Source organism: Streptomyces sp. WAC04114 (assembly GCF_019733245.1).
Classification (GTDB): Bacteria; Actinomycetota; Actinomycetes; order Streptomycetales; family Streptomycetaceae; genus Streptomyces; species Streptomyces massasporeus_A.
The window spans coordinates 1-14,179 of sequence record NZ_JAIGQA010000197.1 but is presented as its reverse complement, the minus strand read 5'-3'; the positions used below and the strand labels follow the sequence as shown (position 1 = coordinate 14,179).

The 14,179-nt window shown below is 69.4% G+C and carries 12 protein-coding genes, 1 tRNA gene and 2 pseudogenes; 11 read left to right on the top strand and 4 right to left on the bottom strand.

The features are described from left to right. The first annotated feature begins 74 nt into the window (after window positions 1–74). A complete protein-coding gene (locus tag K4G64_RS33515; RefSeq protein WP_221759685.1) occupies window positions 75–497 on the top strand; it encodes an SUKH-3 domain-containing protein in 423 nt (140 codons plus the stop codon). Between the two features lie 13 nt (window positions 498–510). Here K4G64_RS33515 and K4G64_RS33510 read toward each other — a convergent pair whose 3' ends face one another. Next, window positions 511–1,815: a sensor histidine kinase gene (locus tag K4G64_RS33510; protein WP_221759684.1), complete on the bottom strand. Its 1,305-nt coding sequence runs from the start codon at window positions 1,813–1,815 to the stop codon at window positions 511–513. Window positions 1,816–1,983: 168 nt separating this feature from the next. On the opposite strand from K4G64_RS33510, the pseudogene K4G64_RS33505 reads away from it, so the two are divergent. From K4G64_RS33505 to K4G64_RS33470, 8 genes and pseudogenes are all read left to right on the top strand, one after another. After that, window positions 1,984–2,845: pseudogene (locus K4G64_RS33505) on the top strand (hypothetical protein). A 14-nt stretch (window positions 2,846–2,859) separates the two neighbouring features. After that, window positions 2,860–2,932: transfer RNA gene (locus K4G64_RS33500), tRNA-Gln, on the top strand. Window positions 2,933–3,065: 133 nt separating this feature from the next. Continuing rightward, window positions 3,066–4,514: a bifunctional UDP-N-acetylglucosamine diphosphorylase/glucosamine-1-phosphate N-acetyltransferase GlmU gene (glmU, locus tag K4G64_RS33495; RefSeq protein ID WP_221759683.1), complete on the top strand. Its 1,449-nt coding sequence runs from the start codon at window positions 3,066–3,068 to the stop codon at window positions 4,512–4,514. A 135-nt stretch (window positions 4,515–4,649) separates the two neighbouring features. Further along, window positions 4,650–5,630 (top strand): ribose-phosphate diphosphokinase, encoded by a 981-nt coding sequence (locus K4G64_RS33490; RefSeq protein ID WP_221759682.1) that lies wholly within the window; start codon window positions 4,650–4,652, stop codon window positions 5,628–5,630. A 188-nt stretch (window positions 5,631–5,818) separates the two neighbouring features. Then, complete coding sequence (locus tag K4G64_RS33485; RefSeq protein ID WP_221759681.1) at window positions 5,819–6,415, top strand: 50S ribosomal protein L25/general stress protein Ctc; 597 nt, start codon at window positions 5,819–5,821, stop codon at window positions 6,413–6,415. Between the two features lie 69 nt (window positions 6,416–6,484). After that, window positions 6,485–7,087 (top strand): aminoacyl-tRNA hydrolase, encoded by a 603-nt coding sequence (pth, locus tag K4G64_RS33480; protein ID WP_185007705.1) that lies wholly within the window; start codon window positions 6,485–6,487, stop codon window positions 7,085–7,087. A gap of 53 nt (window positions 7,088–7,140) precedes the next feature. Then, a complete protein-coding gene (locus tag K4G64_RS33475) occupies window positions 7,141–7,632 on the top strand; it encodes a hypothetical protein (RefSeq protein WP_260461331.1) in 492 nt (163 codons plus the stop codon). A 239-nt stretch (window positions 7,633–7,871) separates the two neighbouring features. After that, window positions 7,872–8,459, top strand: a complete 588-nt coding sequence (locus K4G64_RS33470; protein ID WP_308122558.1) for an LPXTG cell wall anchor domain-containing protein — start codon at window positions 7,872–7,874, stop codon at window positions 8,457–8,459. Between the two features lie 64 nt (window positions 8,460–8,523). Here the strand turns inward: K4G64_RS33470 and ppc are convergent, their stop codons facing one another. Continuing rightward, window positions 8,524–11,256: a phosphoenolpyruvate carboxylase gene (gene ppc, locus K4G64_RS33465; protein ID WP_221759679.1), complete on the bottom strand. Its 2,733-nt coding sequence runs from the start codon at window positions 11,254–11,256 to the stop codon at window positions 8,524–8,526. A 294-nt stretch (window positions 11,257–11,550) separates the two neighbouring features. Here ppc and K4G64_RS33460 point away from each other — a divergent pair, with 294 nt between their 5' ends. Next, the gene (locus tag K4G64_RS33460; protein ID WP_221759678.1) at window positions 11,551–12,564 is read left to right on the top strand and encodes a fatty acid desaturase; all 1,014 of its coding nucleotides are present in this window, start codon (window positions 11,551–11,553) and stop codon (window positions 12,562–12,564) included. Beyond that, on the top strand, window positions 12,561–13,238 hold the full coding sequence (locus tag K4G64_RS33455) for a TetR/AcrR family transcriptional regulator (protein WP_221759677.1): 678 nt from the start codon (window positions 12,561–12,563) through the stop codon (window positions 13,236–13,238). Before K4G64_RS33460 ends, K4G64_RS33455 begins: the two co-directional genes overlap by 4 nt. A gap of 41 nt (window positions 13,239–13,279) precedes the next feature. Here the strand turns inward: K4G64_RS33455 and K4G64_RS40730 are convergent. Both K4G64_RS40730 and K4G64_RS33450 read right to left on the bottom strand, forming a co-directional pair. Beyond that, window positions 13,280–13,453 (bottom strand): annotated as a pseudogene (locus K4G64_RS40730) (glyoxalase); the annotation flags it as partial. After that, window positions 13,450–14,179 (bottom strand): trans-aconitate 2-methyltransferase (locus K4G64_RS33450; RefSeq protein ID WP_221759676.1); only part of this gene is annotated, 730 nt, incomplete at its 5' end. The pseudogene K4G64_RS40730 and the gene K4G64_RS33450, both read right to left, overlap by 4 nt.

Below are 14,179 nucleotides of genomic sequence, written 5' to 3'. Positions count from 1 at the left end.
CCCCCACCCCCCAGCACCACGCAGCACGGCGCACCCTCACGCGCGCCCCAAGACCTCGACGAGACGAAGGGCAGATGCACACAGACCGCACCTCCACCACCCGCTTCGCCGTACCCGTCGACGCCGCCCTGCGCGCCGCCGGCTGGCAACCCGGACGCTGGGACATCAAACAAGCCGAGATCTGGGCCGACGCCCTGCGCGACCACGCCTCCCCCGCCGGACACCGCCACACCGTCTTCCCCGCCGCCGTCGAAGCGTGGGCCGAATTCGGCGGACTCCACATGGCCCGCACCCTCGGCGACCTCGGCCGCGCCCTCGGCACCGACGTCTGCCCCCTCGGCGCCGAAACCGACAGCCAGGCACTCCTCGCCATCGACACCGACGGCCGCGTCTACACCCTCGACCACACCGGCGACTGGTACCTCGGCCCCGACATCGACCAAGCCCTCGCCACCCTCATCGCCGGCACCGCACCCGCCCGCCTCACCACCGGCTGAACACCCAGCCGCGCTACGACGCCGGAATCACCGCCGACACCCGAAAACCCCCCGCATCCGTCGGCCCCGACACGAACACACCACCCAGCGCCGAAACCCGCTCCCGCATCCCCACCAGACCGTTCCCACCCGACGGCAACCGCGCAGACGACGCCGCCTCCTCAGGCGGCTCGTTCTCCACCTGCATCGCGATCTCCGACACCCGATGCGCCAACCGCACATACGTCTTCGCCCCGGCCGCGTGCTTATGGACGTTCGTCAACGCCTCCTGCACCACCCGATACGCCGTCTGCTCCACCAACGGCGCATACGACCGGACATCCCCCTCCACCGACAACGCCACCACCATCCCCGCGGCAGCCGACTGCCCCACCAACTCCTCCAGCTCCGCCAGACACGGACCCTCGTCATCCGCCGCCCGCGAAGCCGCCGCAGCCGCCGCGGCCGCCACCCCCACCGCCGCCAACGGCACCGACGGCGCCGGCGCCCGCCGCTCACCCCCACCGCTGCGCAGCACCCCGAGCATCTCCCGCAGCTCCGTCAGCGCCTGCCGCCCCATGTCCCCCACCAGCGCGGCGTTCTTCACCGCCTTCTCGGGATCCTTCCGCGCCACCGCCTGCAACGCCGCCGCATGCACCACCATCAGACTCACCCGATGCGCCACGACATCGTGCATCTCCCGCGCGATCCGCGTCCGCTCCTCGTTACGGGCCCACTCCGCCCGCTCCTCCGCACGCTCCGCGAGCAACTGAAGCTCCCGCTCCAAACTGTCCGCCCGCTCCCGCAAGCTCTCCATCAGCCGCCGCCGCGCCCCCACATACAGCCCCAGCAGCACCGGAGGCGCCGTGAAGCCCAGCGACATCGTGATCGCCGCGAACGGCACGAACCAGTCCCCTATGTCCAGGTCCCCCCGCGACATGTCCTGCCGCGTCTTCACGAACGTCACGATCAACGTCCCCACCAGCGACATCCCCGCCAGCGAGGCGATGATCCGCCGGGGCAGCTCCGCCGCGGCCAGCGTGTACAGGCCGACGATGCCCAGCAGGAAGCCCATCTCGGCGGGCGTGATGGCGATCGAGACCAGCACGACGGCGATCGGCCACCGGCGCCTCACCAACAGCACGGAACCGGCCAGCAACCCGAAGACGACCCCCGCCGCCACCGGGATCCCCGCGTCCCGCGCGAACGGGATCCCCTCCAACGCGCACTCCAGCGCGGACACCACGGCCAGGCTCGCATCGAACACGGCGCTACGCCGCCTGGCCCACCACCACGGCCCTCCCCGGGCCGTCACATGCTCTTCCCCCGTCGCGGTCATGCCTCCCAGCCTACGGGCGCCCCCCGCCGGTTTTCCGGCGCATTTCCCGGACTGGCCTACACCACACTCCGTGACCGTTCGGCTGCGATACCACCCGATATCCCTCGAACTGCTGAATCGCTCACCGTTCGACATCGGAAGCGATCATTCCGCCCGGACGGTATGCGTATGGCACATGCATCCGGCAAGTACGCCGACTTCGAGAGGCTGCGGGAGAAGGCGGTGGCGCTCCGCCGCCAGGGCCTCAGCCTCCGCCAGATCCGCGACGAGCTGAAGATCTACAACAACGACATCCTCAACCAGCTGGTGAAGGGGAGAACCGCCCCCGGCCTGGACGAAGCGCCCCCGGGCGAAGGACGACCTGAGGGAGAAGGCGAGGGAACTGCGGCTCCAGGGCTGGACGTACGACCAGATCGAGGTCGAGCTGGGGTGCTCCAGGAGTTCGATCTCGCTGTGGGTACGGGATCTGCCGAAACCGGAGCGTCGTGATCCGACGGAGCAGGCGAAGCTGGCAGCGCGACGGAGGTGGGAGCACGAGCTGGCGGTGCGGGAGGACGCGCGACAGCGGACCAAGCGAAGGGCCACTGAAGAGGTCGGCCAGTTGTCGGAACGCGAACTCTTCTTGCTGGGTGTTGGCCTGTACTGGGCCGAGGGGACCAAGGACAAACCCCATGCGCGGCGCGAGCGAGTCACGTTCGTCAACAGCGACCCGAACATGATTCGCGTGTTCCTGGCCTGGCTCGACTTGCTCGAAGTCGATCGGGCTCACATCACCTACCGAGTGATGATTCACGAGTCAGCCGACGTCGAGGCGGCTGAGGCGTATTGGGCAGAGATCGCCGAGACCCACCGCGACGCCTTCGGCAAGACAACAATCAAGCGGCACAACCCGAAGACGGTACGCAAGAACACCGGTGTCGAGTACCGGGGATGCCTAGTACTCACCGTGCAACGCAGCGCGGAACTGTACCGGCGTATCGAGGGCTGGTGGGGCGGCATCGTTGCCCACGCCGAAGCACGTCTCCGGTAAGGTCTGAGGCGCTGTCCCCCGTGGTGTAACTGGCAGCACACTAGATTTTGGATCTAGCAGGACAAGGTTCGAATCCTTGCGGGGGAGCCCACAAACCACACGACCTCGGTTCGGGTCCTGGCCGATCACCACCCGGTCAGGACCCGCACCCATGCCCCCACAAAACCCCCCGGTATCCTGCGGATGTCACCCCACCCCATCCACAGCCGAAGGGCATCCCGTGAGCGCCAACCGCCCGGCAGCCGTCGTCGTTCTCGCAGCGGGTGAGGGCACCCGTATGAAGTCGGCCACACCCAAGGTCCTGCACGAGCTCTGCGGTCGCAGTCTCGTGGGACACGTCCTCGCCTCCGCCGGCGAGCTGCAGCCCGAGCATCTGGTCGTCGTGGTCGGCCACGCCCGTGAGAAGGTCACCGCGCATCTCGGTGAGATCGCCCCGGACGTCCGTACCGCCGTGCAGGCGGAGCAGAACGGCACCGGGCACGCCGTGCGGATGGGCCTGGAGGAGCTGGGCGGGTCCGTGGACGGGACCGTCGTGGTCGTGTGCGGGGACACGCCCCTGCTGACCGGGGCGACTCTGCGGGCTCTCGCCGACACGCACTCCGCCGACGGCAACGCGGTCACCGTGCTGACCGCCGAGGTGCCGGACGCGACGGGGTACGGGCGGATCGTCCGGGACGACGCCTCCGGTGCCGTGACGGCGATCGTGGAGCACAAGGACGCCACCGACGCCCAGCGGTCGATCCGTGAGATCAACTCGGGTGTGTTCGCGTTCGACGGGCAGTTGCTGGCGGACGCGCTGAAGAAGGTGCGGACGGACAACAGCCAGGGCGAGGAGTATCTGACCGATGTGCTCGGGATCCTGCGTGAGGCGGGGCACCGGGTCGGGGCGTCGGTGGCCGGCGACCACCGTGAGATCGCCGGGATCAACAACCGTGTGCAGTTGTCGGAGGCCCGCCGGATCCTGAACGACCGGTTGCTGACCGAGGCCATGCTCGCCGGCGTGAGCGTCATCGACCCGGCGACGACGTGGATCGACGTGACCGTGACCTTCGAGCGGGACGCCGTCGTGCACCCGGGTACGCAGCTGCACGGCTCGACGCATCTCGGTGAGGGCGCGGAGGTCGGGCCCAACTGCCGGCTGACCGACACCCGGGTGGGTGCGGGTGCGCGGGTGGACAACACCGTGGCCGCGGGTGCCGAGGTGGGCGCGGATGCGACGGTGGGTCCGTACGCGTATCTGCGTCCGGGGACGCGGCTGGGGGCGAAGGGCAAGATCGGGACGTACGTGGAGACGAAGAACGCGTCGATCGGTGACGGAACGAAGGTGCCTCACCTGTCGTACGTGGGTGACGCGACGATCGGTGAGCAGACGAACATCGGTGCCGCGAGCGTGTTCGTGAACTACGACGGCCAGGAGAAGCACCACACGACCATCGGTTCGCACTGCCGGACGGGCTCGGACAACATGTTTGTGGCGCCTGTCACGGTGGGGGACGGTGCGTACACCGCCGCCGGGTCCGTGATCACGAAGGATGTGCCGGCGGGTTCGCTGGCCGTGGCCCGTGGTCAGCAGCGGAATATCGAGGGTTGGGTGGCTCGCAAGCGTCCGGGGAGCGCGGCTGCGAAGGCGGCCGAGGCGGCTTCCCGGGGGTCGGCCGACGAGGGCTGACCGGAAACCGATGCCTCAAACACGGCGTACGGTGATAAGTGCACACCCGCACCCCCACCAGCTGAGACGGCCTCCGGCAAGCCGGCTGCGAGGTTTCTCGACCCCTAGCTGCGACACCTCTGAGGAGACAGTGCTGTGACCGGGATCAAGACGACCGGCGAGAAGAAGTTGATGTTCTTCTCCGGCCGCGCCCACCCCGAGCTTGCCGAGGAGGTCGCCCAGCAGTTGGGTGTCGGGGTTGTCCCGACGAAGGCCTTCGACTTCGCGAACGGTGAGATCTATGTGCGTTATCAGGAGTCGGCGCGTGGCGCGGACTGTTTCCTGATCCAGAGCCACACGGCTCCGATCAACAAGTGGATCATGGAGCAGTTGATCATGATCGACGCGCTGAAGCGTGCGTCGGCCCGCTCCATCACGGTCATCGTGCCGTTCTACGGTTACGCGCGGCAGGACAAGAAGCACCGTGGACGTGAACCGATTTCGGCGCGTCTGATCGCGGACATGATGAAGACCGCGGGTGCGGACCGGCTCCTGACCGTGGATCTGCACACGGACCAGATCCAGGGCTTCTTCGACGGTCCGGTGGACCACCTGTTCGCGCTGCCGCTGCTGGCGGACTACGTGGGCCGGAAGGTGGACCGGGAGAAGCTGACGGTCGTGTCGCCGGACGCCGGCCGGGTGCGGGTGGCGGACCGCTGGTGCGACCGGCTGGGTGCGCCGCTGGCGATCGTGCACAAGCGGCGTGACAAGGACGTCGCGAACCAGGTCACCGTCCACGAGGTCGTGGGTGAGGTGAAGGGTCGCGTGTGTGTCCTGGTGGACGACATGATCGACACCGGTGGGACGATCTGTGCCGCCGCGGACGCGCTGTTCGCGCACGGTGCGGAGGACGTGATCGTGACGGCGACGCACGGTGTGCTGTCGGGTCCGGCCGCGGACCGGCTGAAGAACTCGCGGGTGAGCGAGTTCGTGTTCACGGACACGCTGCCGACGCCGGGTGAGCTGAGCCGGGACCTGGAGAAGATCTCGGTGCTGTCGATCGCTCCGACGATCGCGAGTGCGGTGCGTGAGGTGTTCGAGGACGGTTCGGTGACGAGCCTGTTCGACGAGCAGTAGGAGCTCCCTGGTCGGGCTCCCGTAGATCGTTTTGGGTGCGGCCTCCCTCGCCGAGTAGACTGCTGAAGTTGCTCGGCGAGGGAGGCCGTTCCCGTTTGGGGATGCGGTGGTCCGTTATCGACGCGCTCTTCGTAGCAGGCCGTTCGTGGCCGGGTGACCACGTCCGTTTCTGACTTCGAGGAGTGACTATGTCCGAGGTGAAGATCTCCGCCGCGACGCGCACCGAGTTCGGCAAGGGTGCCGCGCGCCGTATCCGTCGTGAAGACAACGTTCCGGGTGTCCTGTACGGGCACGGTTCGGACCCGCTGCACCTGACCCTGCCGGGTCACGACCTGCTGATGGCGCTGCGTACGCCGAACGTGCTGATCGCGCTGGACATCGACGGCAAGACGAACGAGCTGGCGATTCCGAAGTCGGTGCAGCGTGACCCGCTGAAGGGCTTCCTGGAGCACGTGGACCTGCTGCTGGTCAAGCGCGGCGAGCAGGTCACGGTCGAGGTTCCGGTGCACACCGAGGGCGAGCTGGCCCCGGGTGGCTTCCTGCTGGAGCACGTGCTGAACGCGCTGCCGGTCGAGGCCGAGGCGACCCACATCCCGGAGTCGGTCACCGTGTCCGTCGAGGGTCTGGCCGCGGGTGACTCGATCCTGGCCAAGGACATCGAGCTGCCGAAGGGCACGACGCTGAACGTCGAGGAGGACGCTGTCGTCCTTCAGGTCCTGGCCGCGCAGGCCGAGGAGGCCCCGGAGGGCGAGGAGACCGTCGAGGAAGAGGCCGCCGAGGCCTGATCCTCTTCGTCGTCGTTTCGTCGGCCGCTGTTCCCGTGCGGGGCAGCGGCCGACGCGTATGAAGGAGACATGGACGTGACGACCGATGCGGCCGCTCCCTGGCTGATCGTGGGGCTGGGCAATCCGGGGCCGGAGTACGCCGGGAACCGGCACAACGTGGGTTTCATGGTGGCGGATCTGCTGGCGGACCGGGTCGGGGGGAGGTTCAAGCGTGCCGGGCGGGCGCAGGCGCAGGTCGTGGAGGGTCGGATCGGGCCTCCAGGGCCGTTGAACCGGCGGGTGGTGCTGGCGAAGCCGATGTCGTACATGAACCTGTCGGGTGGCCCGGTGAATGCGCTGCGGGATTTCTACAAGGTGCCGGTGGGCCATGTGGTGGCGGTGCATGACGAGTTGGACATCGACTACGGGGTGCTGCGGCTGAAGCTGGGTGGCGGGGACAACGGTCACAACGGGCTGAAGTCGATGACGAAGGCGTTCGGTGCGGAGTATCACCGGGTGCGGTTCGGGATCGGGCGGCCGCCGGGGCGGATGCCGGTGGCGGATTTCGTGCTGAAGGATTTCTCGTCGGCGGAGCGCAAGGAGCTGGACTACTTCGTGGACCGGGCGGCGGATGCGGTGGAGGCTCTGGTGATCGAGGGGCTGGAGCGGGCGCAAAGCACGTACAACTCCTGACTTGTCACCCGCGAGGTTGACGGGCCGTTCAGGCATGGCCAATGATCCCGGCCATGCCTGCCATTGCCACCTCTTCGTCCCAGGGTTCGGCCGCCGTGCTGCGGTTCGGGAGGTTCGCGGCGATGGGTGCGGTCGCGGTGCTGATCCTGATCGCGGGTGTGTGGGCCTCGTGGGGTACAGCGCAGCATGTGATGCTGACGAAGGGCCGGGAGCGGGGCACGGTCGAGGTGTCGCGGTGCGGGGCGGACACGTGCTGGGGCCGGTACACGCCGTTGTCGGAGGGTTCGCAGCCGCGGGCGCGGGTGGTGCTGGAGAAGTCGGTGGCGGTGGAGCGGGGCCGGACGTACACGGTGGTCCTGAAGTCCGGTCGTGATGACGCGGTGCGTTCGGGTCCGGCGGGTGTGCTGTACGCGTGGATTCCGCTGGGTGGTGCGTTGTTGCTGGCGTCGGTGGTGGTGGCGGGTGGTCTGCTGCGGACGCGGGCGGCGTGGGTGATGGCGTTGTCGGGGGTGGCGTTGCTGACGGCGGCGTTCGTGACCGTCTGAGGGGTTCTGGCGTTCTCCACATCTGTGGAGGAACGGAGCGTTGTCTGTTCGTGATTGACGGGCGTTCGGGCGAGGCTGGAAGCTGAGCCGCCCCCTCCACATCTTCCCGGTCACTTCTCGAAGATGGACGACCTCCATGCGAACCCTCTCTCGCTTCGGCGCTTGTCTGCGCCTCCGCTTCGGCGGTCCTTCTGCTCGCTCCGGCCGCTCATGCCACGCCTCCCGGTGACAACGGCACGGTGAAGATCCATGACGCCTCGACGGGTGAGGAGCTGCGCCGCAACGAGCCGCACGTGTGCGCGTTCTATCTGGATGCCTTCGGTTTCGACGGCGGTCAGCGGGTCGACTGGCGCATCGACGCGATCCCCCCGAGTGAGAACAAGGGGGCGACGGTGGAGTCCGGTGCGCTGACGCTGGACGCTCAGGGCCATGGGCGCAGCGAGGACCTGTCGCTGCCCGACGGGCACTACAAGCTGTTCTGGAACTTCGAGGGGGATAAGGGGTCCGCCAAGCACAAGGTGTTCTGGACGGACTGTGAGGACGAGCAGGAGCCGGGTGGTGCGACGCCGTCCGCGTCGGCTTCGCCGTCGTCCTCGCCGGGGGCGTCCGAGGCGCCGTCGGGTGAGCCGAGTGGGTCTGCGTCGGCGAGTTCGTCGGCCGGTGGGGCTGTGCCGGCGTCGTCGCCGTCTCCGCAGGGTGGTGCGGAGGGTGATCTCGCCGAGACGGGTAACGGTGCCCCGGTGGGTGTGCTGTCGGGTGTGGCTGCGGCGCTGGTGGCGGCGGGCGGTTATCTGGTGCTGCGGCGTCGGCGGGCGGTCCGCGGCTGACGTGGGACATGACGGTGCCCCCGAGCCTGTACGGGCTCGGGGGCACGGTCGTGTCCGGGGTGGGTCAGCCGGTGTTGCGCAGGCCGGCTGCCACGCCGTTGACGGTGAGGAGGAGGGCGCGGGCGAGGAGCGGGTCGGGCTGCTCGCCGGCTTCGGCGGCGTCGCGCTGCCGCTTGAGCAGGGCGACCTGGAGGTAGGAGATGGGGTCGAGGTACGCGTCGCGGATGGCGAAGGTCTGCTTCAGGACGGGCGCGGCGTCGAGGAGTTCCTCTTCGCCGGTGACGCGCAGCACCTCACGCACGGTGAGTTCGTGTTCGGCCTTGATGGTGTCGAAGACGTGCTTGAGCTCGTCGGGGACGAGGCTGTCCACGTAGTGCTGGGCGATCCGCAGGTCGGTCTTGGCCAGGGTCATCTCGACGTTGGAGATGAAGTTGCGGAAGAAGTGCCACTGTCCGTACATCTCGTCGAGGACGGTGTCGAGGCCGGCTTCGCGCAGGGCCTTGAGGCCGGAGCCGACGCCGAACCAGCCGGGGACGATCTGCCGGGACTGGGTCCAGCCGAACACCCAGGGGATGGCGCGCAGGCCGTCGAGCGAGACGCCGGAGCCGGGGCGGCGGGAGGGCCGGGAGCCCAGGTGCAGGTCGGCGAGCTGGTCGACCGGTGTCGAGGCGAGGAAGTACGTCGGCAGGTCGGGGTCCTCGACGAGGCGGCGGTAGGCGGCGTGGGCGGCGTCGGAGACGACGTCCATCGCGGCGTCCCAGCGGGCGAGGGCCTCGTCGGACTGGCGGGGCGCGGTGTGCAGGGCGGACGCCTGGAGGGTGGCGGCGACGGTCAGCTCCAGGTTTTCCCGGGCCAGGGACGGGATGAGGTACTTGTCGGAGATGACCTCGCCCTGCTCGGTGACCTTGATCTCGCCTTCGAGGGTGCCCCAGGGCTGGGCGAGGATCGCGTCGTGGGTGGGGCCGCCGCCGCGGCCGACGGTGCCGCCGCGGCCGTGGAAGAGGCGCAGGCGTACGCCGTAGCGGTGGGCGACGTCGCGCAGGCGGCGCTGGGCGCGGTGGATCTCCCACTGGCTGGTGGTGATGCCGCCGAACTTGGAGGAGTCGGAGTAGCCGAGCATGACTTCCTGGACGTCGCCCCGGAGCGCGACGAGGCGCCGGTAGGACGGGTCGGAGAGCATGTCCTCGAGGATGGTGTCGGCGGCCTTGAGCTCGTCGGTGGTCTCGAGGAGCGGCACGATGCCGATCTTGGCCCAGCCGGCGTGCAGGTCGATGAGACCGGCTTCGCGGGCGAGGACGGCGGCGGCGAAGACGTCGTCGGCGCCCTGGCACATGGAGATGATGTAGGACTCGATGACCTCGGGTCCGAAGACCTCCAGGGCGCGCTTGACGGTGCCGAAGACGCCGAGCGTCTTCTCGCCGGGCGCGTCGACGGGGGCGGGGGTGGGCGCGAGCGGCCTGCGGGACCTGAGCTCCTTGGCGAGGAGCTTGGTGCGGTAGTCGCGGGGCATGTCGGCGTAGCGCCAGGATTCCTCGCCGAGCCTGTCGAAGAGCTGGCCGAGGGCGTGGTGGTGGGCGTCGGCGTGTTCGCGGACGTCCATGGTGGCGAGCTGGAGGCCGAAGGCGGCGAGGGTGCGGATGGTGCGGGCGAGGCGGCCGTCGGCGAAGAGTCCGCCGCGGTGTTCGCGCAGGGAGCGCTGGATGATCCGCAGGTCGTCGAGGAGTTCGCTGGTGCCGAGGTAGTCGCGGCCGTCGCGGTGGGCGGTGCCCTTGGCGAGGCGCTTCTTGGTGTTCTCCAGCTTCTGCCGGATGCAGGTGGCCTTGAGCCGGTAGGGCTCTTCGGCGTTGAGGCGCTTGTAGCGGGGGCTGATCTCGGGGAGGTTCTCCAGGTCGGTCTGGAGGGAGGTCAGCAGTTCCTCGGTGGCGCCGGCGTAGCGGATGGAGTTGGAGAGGAAGCCGCGGAGTTCGTCGATGGTCTCCAGGGCGTCGTTGATGCCGTGTTCGTGCTGGAGGATCAGGACGTCCCAGGTGACCTGGGGGGTGACGTTGGGGTTGCCGTCGCGGTCGCCGCCGATCCAGGTGCCGAAGGTGAGGGGGCGGGTGTCGTCGGGGAGCTTGACCCCGGCCCGCTCCAGTTCGGCGGTGAGGTCCTCCAGGACGTCGCCGACGGCGCCCGCGTGCAGCTCGTCGAGGTAGTAGATGGCGTTGCGGGCCTCGTCGGCGGGCTCGGGGCGCACGACACGTAGCTCGTCGGTCTGCCAGACGAGGTCGATGTTCTCGGCCAGGCGGGTGTCCAGGCGGCGCCGGTCGGATTCGATGACCGGGGTCTCCAGGAGCGCGGCGATGCGCCGGAGCTTGTTGAGGACCGAGCGGCGTGCGGCCTCGGTGGGGTGGGCCGTGAAGACGGGGCGGACGTTGAGGTTGCTGACCGTCTCGCGCAGGTGCTCGGGGTCGGCGTCCTTGAGCCGGTCGGCGGTACGGGCGAGGAGTCCGCCTTCGGCGGCGCGGCGGGCGCGCAGCTCGCGGCCGCGGTGGACCTGTTCGGTGACGTTGGCCAGGTGGAAGTAGGTGGAGAAGGCGCGGACCAGCTTGGCCGCGGTGTCGAGTTCGGTGCCGCGCAGCAGCTCGGCGGCGGCCTCGCCGTCCTCGCGGGTGAGGCGGCGGACCTTCTCGACGAGTTCCAGCAGCTCGGGGCCCTCTTGGCGGACGAGGGTCTCGCCGAGCAGGTCGCCCAGCCGGCGGATGTCGGCTCGCAGTTCGCTGCTCGTCGTCGTGGTCTGGTCGTCGGCACTGCTCACAGGTGCGGCTCCTTGCAGTGTTGAAGCTCGTCTGGGAGGGGAACCCGGACGGCGTCTCGCGCGGCGGGGCGCCGCATACGGTCCGGACATCCGGGAAGAAATCAGAGCGGACCGCGCTGTCCGACCGACTCCAGGATAGGTGTCGGCCGGGACGCGCAGGCTCGCGGGCTCTTGCCGCCGGGCGACGCACTGCCATACTTACGATGCCGTAGGTTACGGAACCGTAGGAAGCACGTCACGGTTCGCGTGCCCCGGCCACTCCTTCACCGTTCACATACCCCCCAGGGGACGCGTATGACCAGTAGTTCCGATGTGATCGAGGACGCCCCGAAGGCGCCCGGTCAGGCCACCGATGCCGCTTCCGCCACGCTGGGCGGCGAGAAGAAGCGGTCCATCGAGCAGATCGCCCTGCTCCTCTTCATCACCGTCCCGTTCGTCGCGCTGCTGGCGGCCGTGCCGCTGGCGTGGGGGTGGGGGGTGAGCTGGCTGGACCTCGGTCTGCTGGTGTTCTTCTACTACCTGGGGTGCCACGGCATCACGATCGGCTTCCACCGTCACTTCACGCACGGTTCCTTCAAGGCGAAGCGGCCGTTGAAGATCGCCCTGGCGATCGCGGGGTCGATGGCGGTGGAGGGTCCGCTGGTGCGCTGGGTGGCGGACCACCGCAGGCACCACAAGTTCTCCGACGCGGAGGGTGACCCGCATTCGCCGTGGCGGTTCGGGGAGACGCTTCCGGCCCTGATGAAGGGCCTGTGGTGGGCACACATCGGATGGATGTTCGACGAGGAGCAGACGTCGCAGGAGAAGTACGCCCCGGACCTGATCAAGGACAAGACGCTGCGCGCCATCTCCCGCCAGTTCGTCCTGTGGACGGTGCTGTCGCTGGCGCTGCCGGCGCTGATCGGCGGTCTGGTCACGATGTCCTGGTGGGGCGCGTTCACCGGCTTCTTCTGGGGTTCGCTGGTGCGGGTCGCCCTGCTGCACCACGTGACCTGGTCGATCAACTCGATCTGCCACGCGGTCGGCAAGCGCCCCTTCAAGTCGCGTGACCGCTCGGGCAACGTGTGGTGGCTGGCGGTGCTGTCGTGCGGTGAGTCCTGGCACAACCTGCACCACGCCGACCCGACGTCGGCCCGGCACGGTGTGATGCGCGGGCAGCTGGATTCGTCCGCCCGGCTGATCCGGTGGTTCGAGATGGCGGGCTGGGCGTACGACGTGCGGTGGCCGTCACGCTCCCGTATCGATTCGCGCCGTAACACCGGGGAAGGCTCCTCCCCGCGCGGGAAGGAGCCCGTCGAGGCGGCATGATGGTCGCTGTGGCGACCGACTCGAGCAACACCCCCAGCAATGACAAGCCGCGGCGAGCGCGTCGCACCCGGATGACCGGTGCCGAGCGCCGTCAGCAGTTGCTGGAGATCGGTCGCACGCTCTTCGCGGCGAAGGGCTTCGAGGGCACGTCGGTGGAGGAGATCGCGGCGAAGGCCGGGGTGTCCAAGCCGGTGGTGTACGAGCACTTCGGCGGCAAGGAAGGGCTGTACGCGGTCGTGGTGGACCGTGAGATGCGGCGCCTGCTGGACATGGTGACCAGCTCCCTCACGGCCGGTCACCCGCGCGAACTGTGCGAACAGGCGGCGTTCGCGCTGCTGGACTACATCGAGGAGTACACGGACGGTTTCCGCATCCTGGTCCGTGACTCCCCCATCCCCCAGTCGACGGGCTCCTTCGCCTCGCTGATCTCGGACATCGCCACCCAGGTGGAGGACATCCTGGGCCGCGAGTTCAAGAGCCGCGGCTTCGACCCGAAGCTGGCCCCGCTGTACGCGCAGGCACTGGTCGGCATGGTCGCCCTGACCGGCCAGTGGTGGCTGGACGTCCGCAGGCCGAAGAAGGCCGAGGTCGCCGCGCACCTGGTGAACCTCGCGTGGCACGGCCTGGACGGGATAGAGGCCAAGCCGCACCTGATAGGGCGCCGCAAGGCCTGACCGGGTCGGTTCTGGAGGGGGTCGGGGAACTCCAGGCGGCCGATCCGCAGATGCAGCCGCACCGCCCCGGCCCGGAACCAGCACCCGCCCCGCCGGGCGAGCTCGGGCGGTTTCGGCACCTCGGTCGTGCCGAGGACGTCGACGCAGGAAGCCCGCAGCCGCTCCTCGCTGCCGGGCGGGGCGGCGAGCCGGGCGTGGTCGAGGGCGGTGGTCATCGGCCCTCCTTCCGGGCGACGGCGAACACCCGGCGGAACGGGAACGGCGTGCCGTGCGGGCCGGCCGGATACGCCTCGCGCAGCGCCGCCCGGTACTCGGCGACGAAGGCCTCCCGCGCCTCGGGGTCGTCGGCGAGCGCGGTCAGCACGGGCCGCAGGCCGGTCCCCTTCACCCAGTCGAGCACCGGGTCCTCGCCCTGGAGCAGGTGGATGTACGTCGTCTCCCACGCGTCGGCCGCGCAGCCGAGGGACGTCAGCCGTGCCAGGTAGGCCGCGGGGGTGTGGACGGCGTCGGTGTGGCGCAGGGTGTCGGCGAGCCGGCCGCGCCAGCGCGCCGAACCGGCGAGTTCGCGCATGAGCCGGTGGCTGGGGGCGTCGAAGTTGCCCGGCACCTGGAAGGCGAGGCTGCCGCCGGGTTTCAGTCCCGCCACCCAGTCGGCGAAGCGCTCCGCGTGGCCGGGCACCCACTGGAGCGTGGCGTTGCTGATGATCAGGTCGTGGGGCTCGTCCGGCGTCCACGTCCGCACGTCGGCGTGGCCGAAGTCGAGACGCCCGCCGCCCGGGGTCGGCCCCTCGTGGTCGACGTGGGCCTTGTCGAGCATCTCGGGCGAGTTGTCGTAGCCGGTGATCCGGGCGGTGGGCCAGCGGGCGGCGAGCAGCGTGGTGACGTTGCCGGGCCCGCAGCCGAGGTCGGCGATGCGGGGGTGGCCTGCGGGGGGCTGGGCG